Here is a 24,445-nt window from a genome sequence, read left to right as displayed (position 1 = left end):
GGTGATATCGTTTCCGGCTGCATCGGAATGATTTAACCTTACTAGAACGCAGAGAACACAGAGGGAGAGAAGAGAGATGAATAATTCCGATGTTACCGGATTTGATATGATTGCTCCTAGGAGGAACTATCTGGTTGGAGATTCATACTTAAATAAACTGTAAATGTTGTTTTTCCGGGGACAGAAGTTACTTCGATTTCACCTTCATGTTTTTTAACAATTTTCCGAACAATATCTAATCCTAATCCACTTCCTTCGCCCGGAGGTTTAGTGGTAAAGAAAGGTTCAAAAATTCGGTCTTTAATTTCTTCGGGAATTCCTTTGCCACCATCGGTAATACTGATTTTGGCAAATCCTCTTTCTTGCGTAACATCAATGGTTAGTATTCCTTTGTTATCCATTGCTTGAATAGCATTATGAATCAGATTTGTCCATACTTGATTTAGTTCATCGGGATAGCAGTAAATCAGTGGAATTTCTGCGTAGTTTTGCACCACTTCAACCCCCTGTTTTATAGAATTTTGATACAGGGTCAAAATAGTATCAATTCCTGCTATTAAATTAGTTTTAAATAGCTGATTCTTTTGATCGGAATGAGCATAGCTTTTCAAGGCAAATACAACCTTAGCAGCACGTTCTACTGCGGTTTCTATCGTATTTGCACCTCGCTGCAATCCTGAAATATTATACGCAAATTCCAGCATTCTAATGCTATCCGCATGAGTCAGTATCGGTAAAAATGACTCGATGTCTTCATGGATTTTCATATCGGATAGCGTATCAGCTATGGTATCTGCATCAGGTACTCCCATTTCTTCTAGTTCGTGAGTTAAAGCTCGCTTTATTTTGCGACTATCTTTGGCCGAAAATACCTGCTTATTGTTAATAGAACATAATGCTATGTTAAGAATTAATTTAATTTGTTTAGCAGAAAGTGTATCTACAAACAGGGGCAAATCTTCAAATATTTCTTCCAAATATTTAGAGATATTACTGACGGAAGATTGAATAGCACCTAAAGGCGTATTGACTTCGTGAGCAATCCCTGCAATTAGCTGTCCGAGTGCTGCCATTTTCTCCGATTGAATGAGTTCTTCTTGGGTTGCTTGTAGTTGATTTAAGGTATTGGCTAACTCATGATTCGTTTGAGCCAGTTCTGCGTTTTTTGATTGCAAGTTATTTTGGAGTCGCTGCAATGCTAAATGGGTTTCGACGCGAGCTAAAACCTCTTCTACCTGAAAGGGTTTGGTTACATAGTCTACACCGCCGACACCAAAGGCTTTAACTTTATCAAGCACATCATTAAGCGCACTGATAAAAATGACTGGAATATTCCGCGTTTTGGGATCGGATTTGAGCTTGGTACAGACTTCATAGCCATCCATTTCTGGCATATTAATGTCTAGCAAAATCAAATCTACAGGAATAATTTGAGTTGCAGATAGAGCTTGATTTCCATCTTTTGCAGGTCTCACCTTATAGCCATGTTTTGTTAAAATACCCACGAGTAGTTGTAAATTTGCTAAAGTATCATCTACCACTAAAATATTAGCAGGATCGGAAGTAAAAGCCATGTCATTCATATTAGTTATACAAGAGAAATTCAAAATTTAATTACTTGACTGCTTCGATATAGGATGCAATTTTGCCATATTCAAATTCATTAGCTAATACTAAAAACGCATTTCCTATCGACGCATTTATAGCTTTGACTTCCTGAATGAGATGGTCTACTTCACCAATATCCAAACTTTGGGCCGCACTAGCTAAATTGGCCCGTAAATCTGGTGGCAAGGTAGCTAGGGCTTCCGGTTCAAGCACGTCTTTGATGTCAGTTTTCGATAGAGTTTGAGCTGCTTTATCGATCGCCTCTTCATAAATATAACGCACGCCGATATGTTTGTTCATTACTGCAAAAATTTCTTGCTCCCGGAAGGGCTTCCGCATAAAATCATCGCAGCCAGCCGATACAACCACAGCTCTTTCTTCTTCCAGAACGCTAGCTGTTAGAGCAATAATAGCAGTAGCGTGTCCCTTCGTCGTGGATTTAATTTTTTGTGTAGCCGCGTAACCATCCATCACGGGCATTCGCATATCCATCCAGATGAGATGCGGGTTCCACTCATGCCAAATATCCACCGCTTCTTGACCATTAGTGGCTTCTCTCAATTCAAACCCTAATGGATTGAGTAATTGAACTAATAACTGACGGTTAAGAGGTTTATCATCAACGATGAGAATGCGGTATCGAGGTTGGTTTGGTTCGAGTGCAATGACGCGACGTTTGTTTTGTTCTGCTTCATCGTCAGCGGTATCAACAACCTGAATTGTAATATCAAACTTGAAAATTGTGCCAACTCCTACTTTGCTGCTGACAGTGATATCACCACCCATAAGTTGCACAAACTGACGGCTAATTGCTAAACCTAACCCAGTCCCTTCTTGAGCATTTCTTCCCGATGCAGTTTGCATAAATGCTTCAAAAAGTTTATCTAATTCTTCCGGTGCAATTCCCATACCTGTGTCTTCTACTTCAAAATAAATTTGTTGGTTATTTCCCACTCTTTCTTGACTATTTTTATCGGTTTCACCTGAACTTAGCAATCCACTATTCATACAAATTCTCACACAAACTCCACCTTCTTTTGTAAATTTAATCGCATTATTGAGCAAATTAATCAAAATTTGACGGAGTTTAACTTGGTCGGTGCGAAGGTAACGGGGAACATCAGAACCGCGCTCGAATAGCAACTGCAATCCAGCATCATCAGCTTTGAGGCGAAACATATCTTCTACATCGTCGATTAATCGATACATATCGAATTGTTTTTCATTGATTGTTGTGCGACCAGCTTCAATTTTAGACAGGTCTAATACTTCGTTAATTAATGTTAGTAAATGTTCGCCACTGCGAGTAATAATCCCCACACTCTCGAAATGTTCGGATGGGAGCGATCGACTTCTGAGCATGATTTGAGCAAAGCCTAAAATTGCGTTGAGGGGAGAGCGCAATTCGTGGCTCATATTAGCTAGAAATGTGCTTTTTGCTTGATTTGCCACTTCTGCTTTTTCTTTCGCAAGTTCTAGTTGTTGGTTCGAGGTGGCTAATTCTGATGTTCGCTCTTCGACTTTTTGCTCTAAAGTTGCAAAGGATTCTTGCAACTGATGTGCCATGCTATTAAAGGATTTAGCAAGTTGTCCAACTTCGTCTCGGCGATTAATTACTCCCGATTGATTCCAGTTGCCTTTGGCAATATCCTTGGCGGTTTCGTTCAACTGCAAAATGGGTTTTGTCACCCACTGGGCGGTCAGAATACCAATTAGTATAGAGAGAATTAAAGCTGCTATACATAGCAAAATTGTAGTGCGGTTGTTGGCATCAATTTCTGCCATAAAATCGGATTCTGGAATTACCACGACTATGGACCAATCTAAGCCTTTATCATCCCTTAAAGGTAAGACTTGTAGAAAATGTCGCTGGTTTTGGAGGTTGAATTCTAGTTGCTGCGCGGTCTGTTTTTGGGCGATCGCATTCTGGGCAAAAAATACGGCAGTGGCTTTGGTGAGGGGATTGCTACTGTCAATTGCTTTGATTCTTTCTGCTCCAAAGTCTTTATTAGCCACCGTGCGAATTGGTTTTTCTCCGGTGGAAGTAGCAACCAGCATCCCATCATGTTCGATAATAAAGCTTTGTCCGGTTTTACCAATTTTCAAGCTTTGTAAAAATTTGCCAATTTGGGATAGATTAATATTTGTTAGTAGGACTCCTTGCAGTTGACCAGATTCATTTTTATAAGGCATGGCTGCCCCTAAATAAGACGTAATACCTTTGGTATGGGGATAGATTTGACTCCAGGTTGGTTTTCCGGCCGCAACTGCTGCTTTGTACCAAGGACGAGTGCGAGGATCGAAGTTAGGTTTGTTACTCAGTTGTTTGGTCCGATCGCCTTTTTGATTCATAGCGTAGGTACGAAAATCAAAGTTACTATAAATAGTCGAAACTCTGACAGTTAGGGAACCATCATCGGCTCGTTCTGCCCCTAAGTTTTCCTGATTTTCCAATCCAATCCCCGCAAAGGTCAAACTGTCAAAAATTTGAATTTGTCGCCAAAAATGACGTTCTAAACCGACTAAATCTTGTAACTTTAGTTGTCCTAAATCTAAAGCAACTGCATTACTTTGATTTACTTGATGGGGAATTGTGAGATAAGATTTCAGGTTTAAATCAATGCGGTTGGTAATTTCTCCTCTGAGTTGATTTGCCACATTGTTCACAGCTTGTTGTCCATTCTTAAACGAAAGATATCCGACAATTCCCACGGCCACAAATGTTTGGAAGACAAAAGGAACAATCAGAACAGTGCGTAATGGTAACTTCCCAGAGAGTTCGCCGAAGCTAGAGGATATAGTTTTAGTCAACATAAATCGCATCCGTATGATTCTAGGTTTTAGTTTGTAGGGAATTTTAATATGCTGTATCAAAAACCCCGTTTTGGTATACTAACATTTACCGCATTTTTAACTTGCCAATTGGTAAGGATATCACAAATTCAGTCCCCTCTCCTGGTGTAGAAATACACCGCAAATTACCCCGATGATTTTCCGTGACAATTTGATAGCTAGTTGCTAAGCCCATCCCCGTACCTTTTCCGACAGGTTTCGTCGTAAAAAATGGATTAAATATTTTTTCTTGAACTTCGGGAGTCATCCCGCAACCATTATCTTGAATAGAGATGAGTGCCATATTTTCAGAAGAGATCGAAGTCGCGATCGCAATTTGACCCACATAATCTAACTGTGCCATAGGTTCCAGGCTATCTTGCCGTTGTTCGATCGCATCAATAGCATTGACCAACAAATTCATAAATACCTGATTTAATAAACCACCATAACATTCAATCTTGAGTAATTTGCCATAATTCTTGGTGAGAGAAATCTTGGGCTTTCCCTGCCTACCGTTCAAGCGATTTTGTAAAATCACTAAGGTACTCTCGATATTTTCACGAAGCTCGATGGGTTTTATATCTGCTTCATCCAAGCGCGAAAAAGTCCGCAAAGACTTCACAATATCGCTGATGCGCGTGGCTCCAGTTTTCATGGATTCCAGCAGCTTAGAAAAATCGCCGATCAGATACTCAAGGTCGATCTCTTCGATCCAATCAGAAATTGCCTGCGGCGGACTGGGATAATGCTCTTGGTAAAGGTGAACTAGCTCAATTAAGTCGCTAGAATAATCGGTGGCGGGTTGAATATTGCCATAGATAAAGTTCACGGGGTTATTAATTTCATGAGCAATACCAGCTACTAATTGACCCAAACTAGACATTTTTTCGGCTTGAATTAACTGGGTTTGGGTATTTTGCAACTTTTTGAGGGTTTTTTCTAATTCTTCAGATTGCACCCGCAGTTGAATTTCTGACTGGCGCACTGCTTCGGCCTGTATCCGATCCATTTCTGCGCCGGCACGAGTGGCAAATATTTTCAAGATAGCAGACTGCATTTCAAGATTTTTTAGCATCGGCTTGGTGTCAAAAACCGCCAGCACTCCCAAATAATTGCCAGCGGAATCTGTAATGGGCAAACCAGCATAACTTTCGGCTTGGAGAGCAACTAAATCATCATCTTCCGGGAACAAGCATTGCACGGCATTTGGGTAGCGACACACCTCATACATACTGTTAATAGTTTTACAGGGTGTTCCGTTGAGATTGTAAGTAAAATTATCGCCAAAGTCGTCTCCGGCCCAAAATGCTAGAGTTGTGGCGATGGATTTTTCGGAATCAATAAATTCAGCAATTAAAGCATAACGGACTTCTAAGACTTGGGCGAGATATTGAACGCAAGTTTTGAAGAATTCTTGGCCTGTTTTCGCCGCCGTACCTTCGACTATTAAACGGAGAGCTTGTTCTTGACGTTTGCGATCGCTAATATCAGTGACAGTACCCACATATCCTTCGATTTCACCCCTACTATCAATCACAGGTAAAGCTTGACCGATGACCCAAGCGACACTACCATCGGGCCGCAGAAAGCGGTACTCTGATTGAAATTTTTGTTTAATTAAGGCGCTGTCATACCATTCCTGAAAAACACGCTCTCGGTCATCAGGATGGAGAGTCCGAGCCCAATCGGGGCCTATAGCTTCTTGCTGAGTTAATCCCGTAGTTTGAGACCAAGTTTGATTCACATAAAGGCAGTCACCTTTGGCATCAGTTAAGAACACGCCGATTGGTGATGCTTCTGCTAGGGTTTCATAGCGTTTTTGGCTTTGTTGGAGTTGAATTTCGGCTTTTTTTGCTCCGCTAATATCAAGGTTAACCCCGATCATCTTGTGCGGATTGCCTTTGTCGTTGTGCCGAACTAAACCAAAGGCTTTAATGAAATGGATACTACCATCGGGATGAACCACACGAAATTCTGTATTGTATTCAGCTTGTCCTAAAACAGCTTGATTGATTAATGTTTCGATCGCCTCTCGGTCATCAGGATGTAGCCCCGTGGCCCAAATCTCGTAAGCTAATCGGGAATCGGAGTTCTTAGTGACGCCATAAAGCTCGTACATCCGATCGTCCCAAACGAGGGTATTGTCGATGATGTCCCATTCCCAACAGCCAATACCCCCTGACTGGAGTGAAAATGACAAACGCTCAGATATTTCCTTCAGTTGAGTTTCGGCAAGTTTGCGATCGGTAATATCCATCCCCGTCCCAAACAAACGCACAATGTTTCCGTTTTGGCGTTCGATTTCAATGCGACCATTGATATAGCCGATAGCACCATCTAATCGAGAGATTCGCAGGTCAAAATTTTGGGGAATTCCCTGCTCGCTGGCGGCCTGAACATAACTTACAAATAATTCTCCATCTTCCCCATAATATTGTTTGATATGGTCTGCAAACTTTGGTTCTCCCTGTTCGGGATTCATACCAAAAATCCTAAATAATTCTGCTGACCAAGTAATTTTTTGTGTAGTTAAGTCAAAGGACCAATTCCCAATCTGGGCAACTCGTTGTGCTTCTTCCAGTTGTCGCGTAAGTTCCTGTCGGGAGATATCTGCTTGTTTTCGATGGTGGATATAACGCGCTATCCCCAAATAAGAAACCACTTGCCCTTGGTTATTTGTCAGGGCTGATAAATTGGAAGAATACCAGTAATAATTGCCATCTCCATGCAAAAATCGGTATTCGATTCCCCGCAGTTTCTCACCTTGCAAACAGCGATGTAAGGCATTTACACAAATTGGTAAATCCGCTGGATAAACCGACGGCTCAAAAGGCTGACCTAACAATTCTGCGATGTCGTATCCCGTAACTTCTTGAAAGTTGGAACTGAGATAGCTGAAGGTGCTGTCGGGATTGATGACATAAACCAGATCGTTGAGATTTTCAATGATGCTGCGGAATTTTTCTTGACTGGTTCGGAGTGCTCGTTCTGTGGCTTTAGTCTCTGTGATATCCCGCATAATTGCGGAAAAGTGTTCTACTGTTCCCTCTTTCGATTTATGAGCTAGGATGACCAGAGATACAGGGATTTCACCTCCTGCGGGATTTAGTAAAGCCGTCTCGCCCCGCCAAGTGCCACAACGGGCGGCTTCGGGTAAGGCTTGATTGAATAGGATCTCCTTAGCCCATTCTGGATGAGCATTAGAGATTTCCACGGAGGCTATAGCCTCTTCATCGTGATTGAGGAATTTTCGCCAAGCTTGATTGAGGTAAATGGGTTTACCTGTCACATCAGCCGTGGCGATGAAATCTGAGGTGGTTTCTAAAATGGCAAGGAGACGTTGAGTATCAGCTTCGGCACTTTTGATCTCAGTGATATCTCGAATATAGCCATACCAAATAATACTGCCATCAGTTTCTCGCTGGGGTGTAGAATTACCGAGCAACCACAGCACTCGCCCATCGGGTAAGCAAGTTCGATATTCGCAATACCAAGGTGTCAGATGGGCGGCGGAATCGAGAATGGATTGATGGACGCGATCGATGTCATCCGGGTGGATCGCGCTAAACACCAAAGAGGCATCCTCCTGCACTTGTTGTGGGGAAACTGCATGAATCTCTCGCAACTTTTCGCTGGCGTAGGGGAAATGGGAAGTACCATCAGGGCGCAGCCGAAACTGATAAATAACGCCGGGGATGTGGCGGGCTATTTGCTCTAGGTGATGATAGTCTGCGGGGATAGCTGGATTTACTGGTTCCATAGCAGCTAAGCGCAGTTGGGCTTGGGCGAGTTGGCGGGTAAGTTCTTGGACTTGTGCTTGCGATCGCTTGCAATCTGTGATGTCTCGCATCACTAACAGATGTCTCTGGGGCAGAAAGTTTGCCGTGAGGGCATATTCTACGGTGCGGATTTCTCCATCAGCCCGCACTAGAGAGAATTCTCCTCGTGCTGTTTCTGGTTGTCGCCATTGTTGCCATAGTTGTGTAAAATCAACTCCAGGCTCAGTAAAATCACTAATAGAGCGTCCGAGGAGTTCATCTGTGTCTTGGCCAAATAATTTACAGGCGGCGGGGTTGAGATCGAGATATCTGCCTTCGTCGTCGGCGATCGCGATCGCATCTAAGGCAGTTTCCAACACAGCCCGCAATTGTGTGTCTCTAGCGGATAGCAAAGGGCGATCGTTTGGGGCCATGTCATCGTTTAAGAATTGGCACGTAAACTTTACCATTCTAGCCCAAAGCGTGCTACAAACACGGGTTTTTCAACCCCATTTCTGGAAATGTCCGCTTTTCCACACGTAAATTTATGTGGGTTTTAACTCACAAATCGGTAACTCGATCGCCAACTCAGTCCCCTCTCCCAGTGTAGAAATACACCGCAAATTACCACGATGATTTTCCGTGACAATTTGATAGCTATTTGCTAACCCCATCCCCGTACCTTTTCCGATAGGTTTCGTCGTGAAAAATGGATTAAATATTTTTTCTTGAACTTCGGGAGTCATGCCGCAGCCATTATCCTGAACAGAGATGCGAACCCAATTTTCCGAAGCCATAGAAGTGGCGATGCTAATGTGACCAAAGTAATCTAACGTGGTGCTATTTTCGATATTTTCTTGCCGTTGTTCGATGGCATCAATAGCATTGCTCAACAAATTCATAAACACCTGATTTAATAAACCGCCATAACATTCAATTAAAGGTAATGCGCCATAATTCTTGGTAATATTAATTTCTGGTTTTCCAGCCCTACCGTTCAACCGATTTTGCAAAATCATTAAGGTACTATCCATATTTTCATGGATATCTATTTCTTTTAAATCTGCTTCGTCCAAGCGCGAAAAAGTCCGCAGAGACTTGACAATATCTCTAATTCTTGTGGCTCCTGTTTTCATAGATTCCAAGAGCTTAGAAAAATCACTTGCCAGATACTCAAAGTCGATATCTTCGAGAATATCCGAAATGACCTGCGGTGGACTCGGATAGTATTTTTGGTAAAGGTGAATTACCTTAATTAATTCGCTCGCATAATCAGTGGCAGGTTGCAGATTACCATAAATGAAACTGACGGGATTATTAATTTCATGAGCAATTCCGGCTACTAATTGCCCCAAACTTGACATTTTTTCGGCTTGAATTAACTGACTTTGGGTTTGTTGCAACTTGTTGAGGGTGGTGGCTAATTCTTCTGATTGCAGCCGCAGTTGCATGGACGATCGACGCAAGGCTGCTTCCGCCTGCATCCGTTCCATTTCCGCACCGGCACGGGTGGCAAAAATTTTCAAGATAGCTGACTGCATTTCGATATCTTGTACCATGGGTTTAGTGTCTAAAACTACCAATAGTCCCAAACGATTGCCCGTCGCATCTACAATCGGCAAACCAGCATAACTTTCGGCTTGGAGAGTGACTAAATCATCATCTTTGGGGAACAAGCACTGGACCAGATTTGGGTATCGACACACCTCAGCGATGCGATGGACATTGTGACAGGGTGTGCCACATAGATTGTAGGTAAAATTCTCGCCAAAGTCGTCTCCAGCCCAAAATGCAAGAGTTGTGGCGATGGATTTTTCGGAGTTAACAAATTCGGAAATACAAGCATAACGGACTTCTAAGGCTTGGGCGAGATATTGAACGCAACTTTTGAAGAATTCTTCCCCTGTTTTCGCCGCCGTACCTTCGACAATTAAGCGGAGAGCTTGTTCTTGACGTTTGCGATCGGTAATATCTCTGGCTACCCAAACTACTCGCTCTTGAGACATGGGAGAAATCCTGGCATCAAACCACAATAAACGATCGCCTACGGGTAAGGAATATTCCAACTGGGTGACGGATTGAGTAATGATGGCTTGGTGAATGCCATTGAGGAAAGTATCGGCGAGATTTTGGGGTAAGACTTCGTGAAGAGTTTTGCCCAAAAGTTCCTGGGAAGGTCGGTATAACAGACTTGATGAACCACCAGCTATTTTGAGATAGCGTCCCTCTGTATTCAGGACAATAATCACATCCTGTATGGCATTCAATAATGCCGTTAACTCTGCTTGAGATGTGGCTAACTTGATTTCAGCTTGTTTGCGATCGCTAATATCAGTGACAGTGCCCACATATCCTTCGATTTCACCCCTACTATCAATCAGAGGTAAAGCTTGACCTAGCACCCAAGCGACACTACCATCGGGCCGCAGAAAGCGGTACTCTGATTGAAATTTTTGTTTAACTGAGGCGCTGTCATACCATTCTTTAAAAACGCGCTCTCGGTCTTGAGGATGGAGAGTCCGATCCCAATTTAGACCGAGGGCTTTTTCCTGAGTTAATCCCGTAGTTTGCGACCAAGTTTGATTCACATAGAGACAGTCTCCTTTGGCATCAGTTAAGAACACGCCAATTGGTGATGCTTCTGCTAGGGTTTCATAACGTTTTTGGCTTTTTTGAATTAGCATTTCGGCTTGTTTGCGATCGCTGATATCAATAATCACTGACCAGATATATTGACTCCCATCCTTACCTGTCACCAATACTCCGAGCAATTCCACGGGCAACAAAGATCCATCCTTGCGGATATACTCTTTTTGGTAAGGGCCGTAACGACCGATGGTGTTGAGCAATTCTAATTGATGGATTTCAGCAGCGGCATACTTTTGAGGGGTTAAATCCAAATAGCTTAAGTGCTTCAATTCCTCAAGAGTATAGCCATAGATGGTTTCGGCGGCGCTATTGACTTCGATGAAACGACCTTGCATATCCTTGAGTGCAATTCCCAAAGGACACAAGTCGAAGAGCGATCGCAGTTTTTCTTCACTCGCTCGTAGAGCATTTTCTGCTTGCTTGCGATCTGTGATATCTTCAGAAATCCCTAATAAGTATTTCGGATTGCCAAGTTCATCCAGAATCGGAATTTTCCTTGTATGCAAAATTCGAGTGCCTTGATGACTCGTTTGAATCCGTTCTTCAGGAATATCCAAAACCTGACTGCTGGCCAAGGCTGCTCGATCTTGGGAGCGGAATGAATCGGCTGCGGCTGCTGTAAACAAGTCGTAGTCATTTTTTCCTAGTAATGCTGTTCTTGGATAACCGATTAGTTCTTCGCCAGCTTTGTTGAAGCTCACATATTTAAGATCGACGGCATCTTTGACAAATACCATGTTGGGGATATTTTCAATGACTGAGCTGAGGAACTTCTGAATCCGCCAATTTTCTAACTCTGCTTGTTTGCGCTCTGTGATATCCCGTGCGGTGGCATAAATCAAATTTCCACAGGGAGTAGAACGCCATTCCATATATCGATAACTACCATCTTTGGCGCGATAGCGATTAGTGAACTGGGGAATTGGTTTCTGTTGGCTCAAATTAGATATTGCATCTAGAGTTGAGGCGAGATCGTCGGGATGAACCAAATCGAGAAAGAGTTGACCTTCTAGTTCTTGAGTGCTGTAGCCGAGAACTGTTTCCCAAGCGCGATTCAGGCGACGAAAATGGCCGCTGACATCGGCAATGCAGAGCAAATCGATAGCAAGGCTAAAAAACTGTTCGAGTTCTAATTCAGCGGTTTTGCGATCGCTAATATCACAATGAGTGCCAATAAACCGCAAAGGTTTACCTTCAGTATCCCACTCAACCACCTGGCCACGGTCTAAAATCCACTTGTAAGAACCGTCTTTGCAGCGCAGGCGATGCTCGTTGCGATAGGTAGAAGTTTCGCGGTCAAAGTGTTTGGCAAAATCTGCATAGCATCGAGCTTTATCTTCTGGATGCACCAGAAGATCCCACTCTGCTAAAACATTCGTAATTTCATGTTCTGCATAGCCCAGCATCGCTTTCCACTGCCGAGAAAAGATAACTTCATTCGTTTTGAGGTTCCAATCCCAAGTGCCGTCTCCTGCTCCTTCTATGGCTAGCTCCCAGCGGCTGTTGCTTGCTTCTAAAGCGATTTGTGCTTGCTTTTCGGCGTGGATATTACGCGCTATTCCCAAACAAAAAACCCCAGGTCTATCGTGATTTGGCAAGGCGGTTAAATTTGCCGAATGCCAGTAATAATTGCCATCTTTATGCAAAACTCTGTATTCAATTCCCCGCAGTTTCTCACCTTGCAAACAGCGATGTAGGGTATTTACACAAATTGGTAAATCTGCTGGATAAACCCAAGGAGCAAAAGGCCGCTCTAACAATTCTGTTATTTCGTATCCCGTCATATCTTTTAATTGGGGACCCAGATAGCTGAAGGTGCGATCGGGATTGATGACATAAACCAGATCGTTGATATTTTCAATGATGCTGCGGAATTTTTCTTCACTGGTTCGGAGTGCTAGTTCTGTGGCTTTAGTCTCTGTGATATCCCGCATAATTACGGAAAAGTGTTCTGCTGTTCCATCTTTCGATTTATGAGCTAGGACGACCAAAGAAACCGGGATTTCACCTCCTGCCGGATCTAGTAAAAATGTCTCGCCCCGCCAAGTACCACAACGGGCTGTTTCCGGTAAAACTTGATTGAAAATACGATCTAAAACCCACTGGGGATGAGCATTAGAGATTTCGACGGAGGCTATAGCCTCCTCATCGTGATTCAGGAATTTTCGCCAAGCTTGATTGAGGTAAATGGGTTTACCTGTGACATCAGCAGTGGCGATGAAATCTGAGGTGGTTTCTAAAATGGCCAGCAGACGTTGAGTATCAGCTTCGGCAGTTTTGATGTCAGTGATATCTCGAATATAGCCATACCAAATAATACTGCCATCAGTTTCTCGCTGGGGTGTAGAACTACCGCGCAACCACAGCACTCGCCCATCGGGTAAGCAAGTTCGATATTCGCAATACCAAGGTGTCAGATGGGCGGCGGAATCGAGAATGGATTGATGGATGCGATCGATGTCATCCGGGTGGATTGCTTTAAATACCCCAGAGGCATCTTCGCACACTTCTTTGGGGGAAACTGCATGAATCTCTCGCAATTTCTCGCTGGCGTAGGGGAAATGGAAACTACCATCAGGGCGCATCCGAAATTGATACAGCACTCCCCCGATGTGGCGGGCAATTTCATCTAGGCGATGATACTCTGGCGGAACATTTGGGCTGGCGGGCTCCATGTTGGCCGATCGCACTTGGGCTCTTTCTTGGGCGAGTTGGCGGGTAAGTTCTTCTACTTGTGCTTCTGCTCGCTTGCAATCTGTGATGTCTCGCATTACTAACAGATGGCTCTGGGGTACAAAGTTTGCCGTCACCGCATATTCTACGGTGCGGATTTCTCCATCAGCCCGCACTAGGCTCAATTCCCCTCGTGCTGTTTCTGGTTGTCGCCATTGTTGCCATAGTTGTGTAAAATCAACTCCATGCTCAGTAAAATCACTAATAGAGCGTCCGAGGAGTTCATCTGTGTCTTGGCCAAATAATTTACAGGCGGCGGGGTTGAGATCGAGATATCTGCCTTCGTCGTCGGCGATCGCGATCGCATCTAGGACGGTTTCAAACACAGCCTGCAATTGTCTGTCTCTGGTGGATAGCAAAGGGCGATCGTCTTCAGTGGTTAAGGGATTAATTGGTTGATTCTGTTCTAAGGATTGGGACATAGATTTTCAACTGGGATGTTAAAAACGTTGGCTGTTTTTGGCAAATTTTACTACTTTAACTGTCCTATTCCTGCAAAAAACACTGCTCTTCTCTAGTTATTTACTAATCCTAGTTTTTGCTCTCGGATGCACCCTCGCAGTGGCTTAAGTTAGGAGATTTAAGTCCAGAAATTACAAAAAAGGTTATACCAATTTAATGTGAAGTTGCACATATTTCGATCCCCCTAAATCCCCACCCCCCCCTAGCCCCCCCCAAGGGGGGAAGGGGGACTTTGAGAAGATTCTTGTCCCCCCCTTCTTAAGGGGGGCTAGGGGGGATCGGATTCTATGCAGCCTCATAAAAAATTGGTATTAGAAGTTACCCAGCGGGTGCATCCCAGTTTGGCAAATATAGCCTTTCTCAGAAAGATGAGGTACGACTGGGCATAGGGCATGGGGCATGGGGCATAGGGCATAGGGTTCCGTGGGCATACCTCACTTTTTTGAGAACCGCTATATATTAGTAGGGGCGAAGCATGACCGCAGACAATTTATTAGTTATAACCAGAGATTTACTACGGTCATGCTTCGCCTATGCAAAATTGAAATGCACCCTACCCAGGTAAGGAGAAATATGCAATTTAAGGGGTAAATCCTATGGTAAATCCTATAGTTGCATTTGGATTATAACTGATTGGGAATGATAAATGGGCTGCCAGCGATCTAAAGTGCCGATCGCACTTGCAGCTTGTTAGGCATAGGTGATTCAGGTAGATATATATCAAATTGCTTTAATGTTGAGATTTAAATTAGAACCTTTCCTTATATTCTATTCCATTTTATTTTATGATTTGACAGGAATGGCGATCGCAAACTCTGTACCGTGGTCAGGTACTGAATTAACAGTAAGTTTACCACCATGTTTTTCAACAATAATTTGATGGGCGATCGCCAATCCCAACCCGGTACCTTTACCCACCCCTTTCGTAGTAAATAAATGGTCAAATATTCTTTGTTTCACTTCTTCAGTCATCCCTTTACCCCCATCCTTAATCCGAATCACCACTTCGCCATCGCCCGATAACTCCGTAGTGATCACAATTTGCCTAGGCCGAGCCTCAATCTCCTCATAAGTCCGCCCTTGATTGCTCTCATCGATCGCATCGATCGCATTAGCCAACAGATTCATAAACACCTGATTCAACTGCCCCGCATAGCACTCCACCAGTGGCAAATCCCCATAGTTCGCGACTACAGGAATTTCGGGACGCAACTCATTAGCCTTGAGACGATGTTGAAGAATCATTAGCGTACTGTCGATGCCATCATGAATGTTATAGGGCACAGGGCGATCGGTATCTGCACGAGAAAAAGTACGCAGACTCTGGCTAATGGCCTTAATGCGATCGCCACCCTCCTTCATCGCCTTCACCAGCTTCGGCAAATCTTGGCGCACATAGTCCAAATCAACCCTCTCTAACGCCATCAACATCTCAGGATCGGGATGGGGCAACCTCTGGCCATAGAGTTCAATGATGCCAAACAAAACCGCAAAATAATCATTTACCGCACCCACATTACCCACAATGCAGCCAATGGGATTATTGATTTCATGAGCCACCCCAGCCACCAAATTGCCCAGGGCCGACATCTTTTCGCTTTGAATAACTTGCAGATGAGAACGCTGGAGTTCCTCCAGAGCCAGACTCAGTTGGCTCGTGCGCTCCCGCACCTGCTGCTCCAGAGTTTGAGTCAGATGACGCAGTTGGAGGTGGACGCGCACGCGGGCAATAGTTTCCTGCTGCTCAAAAGGCTTAGTGATGTAATCCACCGCCCCCAGAGATAGCCCCTTCACCTTGCTAGTAGTATCAGAAAGGGCCGTCATAAAAATAATGGGAATATCAGCAGTCTTCGGATTAGCCTTCAGTCGCAGACAAACCTCAAAGCCGTCGATTCCAGGCATCTGTACATCCAGCAAGATCAGCTCCGGCGGATTTTGTGCTACTTTGCTAAGGGCATCTTCGCCATCTATGGCAATGCGGACTTGCCAGCCCACACTGCGGAGTGCTTGGGAAATTACTGCCAGATTGGTAGGATTGTCATCCACAACCAAAATAAATCCGCCACTCATGATGCCGCCTCCAGATACTCTTGAATGAATGCCATTAATTTTTTAGCTTGGAAACTCTCAGCCAGTTGAATTACAGCCTCAGCAAAAAAAGCACACCCAGGCTGGGACTGAGCCAAACTATGACACTCTTCTTCGACTTTGAAAAGGTCTCCTTCTTCTATCAATTGAGCTAAATATTGTAGGATTTCGATCGCCGGTGGAACTATTGCTGGGGGACTTTCAGAGACTGTTTGATTCCAATTAGGGTTGGCAGATTCATAAATCCATTCGAGTTTGAGCAGTGCTTGCAATTTGTCTAGCAGGATTTCCGCCTGGACTGGCTTGGCCAAAAAGCTGTTACCTCCGGCGACGATGCTTTTGTCCTGGTCTAGCTCAAACACGCTGGCGGAAGATACAATCACAGGCAAGGTTTGGTAAGCTGGATTTTGGCGCAGATGTTTGAGCATCTCAAAGCCATTAAGAATCGGCATCGCAATATCAGTGATGACTAAATCTGGGCTGTGGACAAGTTGCGCCAAGCCTTCTTTCCCGTCACAGGCTTCGATCATTGTAAAGCCGATCGGCTCCAGCAAATTCACAATCACAGCCCGATTTTCCCATCGGTCATCCACAATTAATATCTTGCGCCTTTCCCCCTGATAGGCGATGATATTTCCGTGGATATTTTTGCGAGAAGCGATCGCCCACTCTGCCGCCTCAGTTAACTCAACTTCAAACCAAAAGGTACTGCCAACACCAAGCTCGCTTTTTACTTGAAGATGACTGCCCATTAATTCGACAATTTTTTGGCTAATTGATAGTCCTAATCCCGTCCCTTCTGACTGTTTTTTACTACTACCAACTTGCTCAAAAGGCAGAAAAATTTTCTGCAAATGGTCTGTCGCCATCCCCACACCCGTATCTTGAATTACGAACCGAGCCAGAAAGCAACCCGGTGTATGATCCGACTCAATATTCACCCTGAAAGTGACACAACCTCGATCGGTAAACTTAATAGCATTACCCAACAGATTAATCAAAACTTGACGCAACCGCTGCTCATCCGATCGCACCCCCAAGGGCAACTCACCAGGCGTGTAAATAAAATCAATACCCTTTTGTTCTGCCCGAATCCGACAAATTTCCGCAATCCCCTCAAGAAAAGAAGGCAAATGAAAATCGCCAGGGCGAATATCCATTTTGCGAGCCTCAATTTTAGAAATATCCAGAACATCGTTAATTAGAGTCAGGAGATGGGAACCACATTGATAAATAATGCTGACCCCCTTACTCCCTCGCTCAGTCAGATTTTCGCTACGATCAAGAATTTGAGCATAGCCCAGAATGCCATTGAGCGGAGTTCGCAATTCATGACTCATGTTGGCTAAGAAATCACTCTTAGCTTGGTTAGCACTATCAGCCAGCTTTTTCGCTTCAGACAAAACAACAGCCTGTTGACGAGCTTGTTCCAGTAAATCTAAATTTTGCTTAAAAATCCGATTAAACGTAGCAGCCAGGAAACCAATTTCATTACTAGAAATAGACGGCGGGAGGGCAAAGTTCCCTGTCTCCTGACTGAGGATTACCGCTTGACGCAAGCGATCGATCGGTTGCAAAACCAAGAGGCGAATCAAAACCCCTGTGAGCGCTAATATCGCTCCAATACCAGCCATAAAAACCAACATTGATGCCAGAAAAGTTTGCCAAATACCTCGCTCCATCTGCTCAACATCCAGCATCACAATTGCCAATCCTCGTCTGCCACCAACTTGAAATAAAGTGGTGCTAAAAGGCAACAAACCCACCAGCACAGCCTTGTCTTGCACCTGGAGGCGATCGCTAGTTTCCACCCCAGTCCTAGCAGCCTTCTCCATCACAACAGCCAACTCTGGATGAATTGCCCCATAGGGACGACTGGGGATAAACCCAGAACTATGAGCCATCACCGTGCCATTGGGACGGACGATCGCAATTTCCACCACCGCGGGCAAAGTAGCATAATTTTGAACCACCCGCTGCAAAGCACTCGTATTGTCAAGCTCAATTAACCCCTCAGTAGCAAACTGCAAACCTTGATTAATCGACGAAGCTCGCTGTTCCACTTGTTTTTCTAAATTGGTCCGAGTCAGTTGATAGTTGACTCCCAGTGTAGTTAGCCCGACGGCGACAAGAGACACACCAAGACTACCAAGCAACTGCCTCTGGAGACTGCGCCGCTTGAGCAAGATTGTAGACTTCAAGGTTTCCATAGCTCAATGGCAGCCTTAAGCGGCCGATCGTTAATATCAATATCTTCCCGGATGATTTGACGATGGCGAGAATCGGCAAGCAACTGAATAATTTGTTGCTTTGCCGACTCCAAACGACCTTCAAACATCCGTTTATTCATGGCAATATCTCCTTTTTTTAGTCCTGAATAATCTTGCATAAAGGACTCTTTGGTTTGTCCTAATTGCCGAGCTACACTCTCAAAGACTTCGTTGGGTTTGGTTTCTACTGCATGAATTGTATCGAACCATGCTAGGATAAATTGCGTGAATTCTGCTTCATGTTGGGCTGCAAAGCTGCTGCGAGTGGCTAAACCATCAATGACGAGACTATCTACATCTTTAGTAGTAAAAATAATTTTTCCTTTAATGGCTGTAGCTGTTTGACTTAATAGTGGTTCCCAAACGACTGCTGCATCGATTTTACCTTCCTTGAGCTGTTGAACTGCCGTGTCATTGGAAATGTCTTTGATTTTGATGTCGCTTGGTTGCAGATTCTGGGATTTCAAAGCTTCTAACAAAATCAAATGACTGACTGTCCCCAGCTTAGCTCCTACAGTTTTGCCACGCAAATCCGCCATCGATTTCACCTTTGATCCAGCGACAATTCCATCGGAACCGGAGGAAATATCTACCACCATCAAAAAAGCTGGGCGATCGTTCCCAGGGTCTACTTGCATCGCCTCCCACAGCGGTACAAAGCTGGCATCTAAAGACCCCCGAAGGCTGGCGCGAATGTTATCTTGCTGGTTGTTGAATCGAACTAATTCTACGTTGAGTCCGCGGTTCTTAAATATGCCTGCTTCTTTAGCATAGAGGGCGATCGCGTATCCAGGCCAATTATTCATCCCCACTCGCAAAGATTTAAGGGATAGGTTCTGTTTCCCGACACATCCATGTAGCAACATGGTAGATGCCAGGGTTAGGATAAATAGGCTCATGACGATTGACTGGAATTTAAGCGGGACTAATTTCATGTTTTTTTTAGATACAACAAGTGATGAAAATCAGGATCGAATGCTATCGATCGACTCTTTAGTTAGTGAATTTTTAAAAAAACTACAGCCCCCACGGCTTGTATTTTATATAGAATATTCACTTTTAAGCAATTTTTGAAAGTTGTGGGAGTTAAGTTACCATCGGGATTGATTTGAGATTTTTCTTTTGATCTTCCACCGTCTTATGATATCATGAGCAGAGCCATCCATACTCTTAGCAATCGCAGTATACAAAGTGCGATCGCTAAGAGTATTGATAGCTAAGAACTATTTTATCCGAGATTTTTTTCAAACAGGACTAAGGGAAAGTGTCCTATCAATTCCGGTAACAATATGAGCAGCTACTTTTAGATGTGCTCGTTTTTTAGTCTAAACTCCAGTAAGTTGTGATGGTATCAGAAAAGAATAATTTATAATTTTTAACCGCAGATACACGCAGGTATACGCAGATATATAGCAATCCTAAATCATTTGTGAATTTCTTACTCCCTCCCCTTACTAAGGGGAGGGTTGGGGTGGGGTAAAAAAACTTTACGACTCATTTAGGATTGCTATAGAGTGGCAATTATCTACTTATACCTGGTATATTTGCGTATATTTGCGGTTTTTTTTATGCGGCTTTATTCCCCGTAGTGACCACCAGCAACCTTACCCCGAAACACCACATAATTGTAGATGTTGTAGAAAATCATAATCGGGATCAGAAAGCCAATAAACACAATCATAAATACCAGGGCGCTGGGAGCCGCCGCCGCTTGATAAATCGTGAGTTGCGTGGGAATTATGTACGGAAAAACAATCAATCCCAAGCCGATAAAACTCAGCAAAAAAATCAAAATTGTCCAGACAAACGGCGTGCGTTCTTCTTTCCTTTCTAGACTTCTTAGCAAGAGTCCAACTAGCAACAATCCCAGCACAGGAATTGTCGCAAAGACATAAACTAGCGGTTTCTCGAACAATCTTGCTCTGGTACTTTCATAAAAAATGGGAGTGGCGATGGTAATCAAAATGGCTCCGATTAATGTCGTCACGGCCGCAATTTTAGCGGTGCGATAGTGAGTGGTTTGCAGTTCCCCATCTGTTTTCATGATCAGATAGGTAGAACCAATCAAAACGTAACCTTGAACTAAGGTTAAAGCCACTAAGATCGATCGCCAATCCAGCCAATCCCAAGTAGTACCCACAAAGTGACCTGCTTCATCCACCGCAATGCCTTCGAGCACCGCACCGAGGGCAAATCCTTGAGCTAAAGCAGCCAGAAAACTACCGGCCCCGAAGGCATAATTCCAGAATAACTTCCGATTAGAATGCTCGCGAAATTCAAAGGCTACAGCCCGAAATATCAACCCAAAAAGCATCATACAAATGGGTATGTACAAGGCAGTTAAAATCGTGCCATAAGCTAGCGGGAAAGCCCCAAATAAAGCTCCTCCCATCAAAACTAACCAAGTTTCGTTAGCATCCCAAACGTTGCCCAAACTTGTCATTAAGATGCCCCTGCGTTCATCGTCATCAGCAGTCAGAGACAAGATTCCTACTCCTAAATCAAAACCGTCTAGCATGACGTAGAGTAATAGAAATAGACCCAAAATTACGAACCAGACTTGCGGGAGAAAATGCTCCAAAGCTTGCATAAAATCTCCTATTGTTGTGCTTCTGCGGGACGTCGATCGGGAATGTGTTCTGCGGGTTCAGTTTCGATGGCTGGTTGATTGTCTAAACCAGGCACTGGCAGATTTAAATTAGGCCCTTTGCGGATAATGCGACTGCCAAAATACATGGCACAAACAAACAAAAAACTGTAAATAACTGCAAAGAAACTGAGGGAAGTTAAAACATTGCTAGCGGGGATGTTTGACACCGCGTCAGCCGTGCGAATTTGTCCGTATAAAACCCAAGGTTGTCTGCCGACACAGCGCACTATCCAACCCGATTCTACAGCTATATAACCTAGGGGCGCTGCTAATACCCAAGCGCGCATTAGCCAAGGTTGACTGCTAATATTTTCAGCGGAAAGTTTGCCTCGACTCCACTGAATTGTACTGAACAGCATCAATCCTACAAAGAAGAATCCAATGCCGGACATGATGCGGAAACAATAGTAGATTAAACCTACCATTTTGGGTCTATCTTCTGGCTGCCATTCTTTTAATCCTAGGACTGGTTCGGAGAGCTTTTCTTTGAATTCTAGAACGTATCCCAAGCCATTGGGAACTTTAATTTCCCAGTCATTTTTTTGGGCTTTTTCATTAGGAAGAGCCATTAAAGTCCAATCGGCGGAACTTCCGGCTGGGGAGGTTTCCCACTTAGCTTCGATGGCTGCTAATTTTGTGGGCTGATAGTGATAGACTTGTTCGGCGCTCAAATGTCCGATGAATATCTGTAAAGGTGCAACAGCAATGGCGGTAGCTATGGCAATCTTTAAAGATTTGGAAAAAAAGGCTTCGTTGCGCTGATTCAGAATGTACCAAGCGCTAATTCCTCCAATGACAAACAGCGAAGTTTCTAGCGTCGCAAAAAACATATGGAGAATGCTGTTTAAGGCGAAGGGGTTCATGATTGCTTGGAAGTAATCGGTGACAACAAACTTGCCGTTAATCATTTCTCCGCCGGCGGGTGTTTGCAGCCAAGAGTTAGCGACGAGAATCCAGACTGTTGATAGGTTTGCGCCGAAGGCTACCATGATTGTAGCAATGTAGTGGACGATCGGGTGAACGCGCCCCCAACCAAACAGCATAATGCCTAAAAAGCCGGCTTCTAGCATAAATGCCATGGAAGCTTCAAAGCCTAAAATACTGCCAAAAAAGTCACCAACTGCTTCGGAAAATGGTGCCCAATTTGTGCCGAATTGAAACTCCATGGGAATGCCAGAAGCTACTCCAATGCCGAAGTTTAAGACATAGAGTTGAGACCAAAAACGAGCATGATGGTAATAGTCAGGGTTGCGAGTTTTTAGCCATATTCCCTCAACAATTACCAGATAAATTCCCATTCCCGTAGTGAGAACTGGCCACAGCATATGAAATATAGCGGTTAGCGCAAATTGCATTCGCGATAGGGCTACGGTGTTAGATAAGATATCCATGTTTTTTTTGTATCCTTTGGTCAGTTCAATAGGGATTTGTTTGCACAATTCCGGGAAGTGACATTAACTACAGTGTAATGTAAGAATTTAGGATATGTTTTGGAGTCAGCCAATTTTAAGGTTTTCTACATATTTGGGTTGTATTTTATTCGGTTTTAAAATATAGAGGTAGATGAGGGTTTGCTGTTGGGTGGGGGCGGGTTTAGGAGATTGGGGATTTTAGGCAATTATGGTTGGTAAAACCCGCCCCTACAAGATTTATGTTGATTGATGCGGAGACGATCTTACCGAACGGTGATTTTATAAGTCAGTTTAAAGGGTTTAAAATTAGCTGCTGTTTTCGCCGATCCGCTCAGTTCTAATTCGTAAATCCCTGCCTTGGGAAATACAATATCAGCTCCGGGAATGCCTTTGTAACGCTCGGCAGATACTGCTTTTAAGGGGGGTTCAATCAGGGGTTTATCGCCTGGTTTATGACCTGGGGAATAAACGGCTAAGTTGCAATTACACTGCTCTAAGGGGATAATTATCCCGCCCTTGCGAGTTAGTGCAAACCAGACTTTGGCGGTCTCTCCGGCGCGGGGATTGTGGTTTGGTTCTAGGTGAAAGGTGGCGGCGACATCTCCTGATACTTCGACTTCGTGGGCTAACACTGAAGTTAATTTTAAGGGGGGCATGGGACCTATTCCTGCTTCAATTAGCAATCCCAAGAAAACTAACAATCCTAAATTTTTACTTTTGTTTGACAGGGGAAACATAGAAATTATCCAGTGATAAGAGGGACCAAAATAGGCGCGATCGCACCAACATAACTAATAGCGTAACCACCGCTAACACGGCTGTCAGCAGTTGATTGTGCAAGTTCCATTCAAAGCCGCCGAGATAGTGGGAACCGATGAGGGCTGCATGAAGGGTACACAGCAAGAAAGCGGGTATAGTTAATAGGTGGATTTGCCGCCATAGTTTGCCTAGATAGTCTTGAAGGCGATCGCAACTTGTAGCCGCCGCCGGTATCATTAACAGTAGCGCCACTATCCCAGCTATCATCCCTAACTGATGCTGAGGCAACATAAAAGATAGGGCGTCAAAATTCCATTGCAGGGTATGATCTAGCATATGAAATGTGTGGGCAAGGGCGATCGCAAACCCTCCAACACCCAAAGCTCTACGATAGCGCAAAAGTGGGGGGAAAAACTGACTAAGGGGACGGGAAATCAGTGCTAGGATTAAGCATAGTAGGGATGCGTGGCCCGTAACATCAACCATTTCATCGGTTCGCAACAGAGTAATTATGCCGATCGCCATTGTCACCCAACCACCAGCGCGAAAGAGTTGACTGCGTTTGTGGGCGCTGAATCTACTAGCAAAAAACCCGACTCCCAGCATTGTTGGTAGCGTACCCATTCCAAATGCCAACATCGTTGTCGCGCCCAAAATTGGGTTTCCGGTTTCTGCGGCTTTTATTTGTGCTGCATACAGGAAACCACAGGGAATGAAACCCCAAAGCAAACCCAAAGCCCATGGTATCCACCAACTTTTTTGAGTAGAAATCTTAGTCATTGCATGACTGATGCGATGGTGGGAAATTGGGTGCAATAATGGCAAACGTGGCAGTAAATCTGGTTTAATTTGTACTAATCCAAACCAAATTAGCATAGTACCAGTAAGAAGTGCGATCGCCCGTCGCCCTCCGCTACCAATCCCAGCCATTTGTCCCCCAGCAATTAATACCGAACCTACTCCACCAATGGCTGCCCCAACTAAGGCATAGGCAAAAATTCTGCCCAAATTTAAGAGTAAATTAAAGCGGAAAGAAGCTAATTTATCTTTGGGGTTAATGGACAAGGAAAATGCCACTGTCAGCGGGCCACACATTCCAGCGCAGTGTCCAAAACTGCCGATAAATCCTAAGATACTGATTAGTAGGAGCTCTAGCATGGTGAGGGAGTAGTTAGTAGTAATTATTCATCTCTTCCTTGGGCCATAAAATTTCTTCATGAT

General features: G+C 44.1%; 11 protein-coding genes. All 11 read right to left on the bottom strand.

All coding sequences use genetic code 11. The features are described from left to right. Nucleotides 1-116: 116 nt before the first annotated feature. Nucleotides 117-1,583, bottom strand: a complete 1,467-nt coding sequence (locus tag AAFP11_RS08930) for a response regulator (protein WP_341736724.1) — start codon at nucleotides 1,581-1,583, stop codon at nucleotides 117-119. Between the two features lie 31 nt (nucleotides 1,584-1,614). After that, on the bottom strand, nucleotides 1,615-4,422 hold the full coding sequence (locus AAFP11_RS08925) for an ATP-binding protein (protein ID WP_341736723.1): 2,808 nt from the start codon (nucleotides 4,420-4,422) through the stop codon (nucleotides 1,615-1,617). Between the two features lie 85 nt (nucleotides 4,423-4,507). Continuing rightward, nucleotides 4,508-8,671, bottom strand: a complete 4,164-nt coding sequence (locus AAFP11_RS08920; protein ID WP_341736722.1) for a PAS domain S-box protein — start codon at nucleotides 8,669-8,671, stop codon at nucleotides 4,508-4,510. Nucleotides 8,672-8,746: 75 nt separating this feature from the next. Continuing rightward, complete coding sequence (locus AAFP11_RS08915) at nucleotides 8,747-14,005, bottom strand: PAS domain S-box protein (RefSeq protein WP_341736721.1); 5,259 nt, start codon at nucleotides 14,003-14,005, stop codon at nucleotides 8,747-8,749. 823 nt (nucleotides 14,006-14,828) lie between these two features. Then, nucleotides 14,829-16,115 (bottom strand): response regulator, encoded by a 1,287-nt coding sequence (locus AAFP11_RS08910; protein ID WP_341736720.1) that lies wholly within the window; start codon nucleotides 16,113-16,115, stop codon nucleotides 14,829-14,831. Next, nucleotides 16,112-18,334, bottom strand: a complete 2,223-nt coding sequence (locus tag AAFP11_RS08905; protein WP_341736719.1) for an ATP-binding protein — start codon at nucleotides 18,332-18,334, stop codon at nucleotides 16,112-16,114. The genes AAFP11_RS08910 and AAFP11_RS08905 overlap by 4 nt, the downstream gene beginning before the upstream one ends. Beyond that, nucleotides 18,331-19,269 (bottom strand): ABC transporter substrate-binding protein, encoded by a 939-nt coding sequence (locus tag AAFP11_RS08900; RefSeq protein ID WP_341736774.1) that lies wholly within the window; start codon nucleotides 19,267-19,269, stop codon nucleotides 18,331-18,333. Before AAFP11_RS08900 ends, AAFP11_RS08905 begins: the two co-directional genes overlap by 4 nt. 710 nt (nucleotides 19,270-19,979) lie before the next feature. Next, the gene (gene cydB, locus AAFP11_RS08895; protein ID WP_341733200.1) at nucleotides 19,980-20,993 is read right to left on the bottom strand and encodes a cytochrome d ubiquinol oxidase subunit II; all 1,014 of its coding nucleotides are present in this window, start codon (nucleotides 20,991-20,993) and stop codon (nucleotides 19,980-19,982) included. Between the two features lie 8 nt (nucleotides 20,994-21,001). Next, nucleotides 21,002-22,444, bottom strand: a complete 1,443-nt coding sequence (locus AAFP11_RS08890) for a cytochrome ubiquinol oxidase subunit I (protein ID WP_341736718.1) — start codon at nucleotides 22,442-22,444, stop codon at nucleotides 21,002-21,004. 284 nt (nucleotides 22,445-22,728) lie between these two features. Beyond that, on the bottom strand, nucleotides 22,729-23,121 hold the full coding sequence (locus tag AAFP11_RS08885) for a hypothetical protein (protein ID WP_341736717.1): 393 nt from the start codon (nucleotides 23,119-23,121) through the stop codon (nucleotides 22,729-22,731). 55 nt (nucleotides 23,122-23,176) lie between these two features. Then, nucleotides 23,177-24,382: a sulfite exporter TauE/SafE family protein gene (locus AAFP11_RS08880; protein ID WP_341736716.1), complete on the bottom strand. Its 1,206-nt coding sequence runs from the start codon at nucleotides 24,380-24,382 to the stop codon at nucleotides 23,177-23,179. Nucleotides 24,383-24,445 lie beyond the last annotated feature (63 nt).

This window comes from Microcoleus sp. CAWBG640, assembly GCF_020883015.1.
Taxonomy (GTDB): Bacteria; Cyanobacteriota; Cyanobacteriia; order Cyanobacteriales; family Microcoleaceae; genus Microcoleus; species Microcoleus anatoxicus.
The sequence above is the reverse complement of the archived record's forward strand: the minus strand, read 5'-3'. Positions and strand labels throughout refer to the sequence as shown.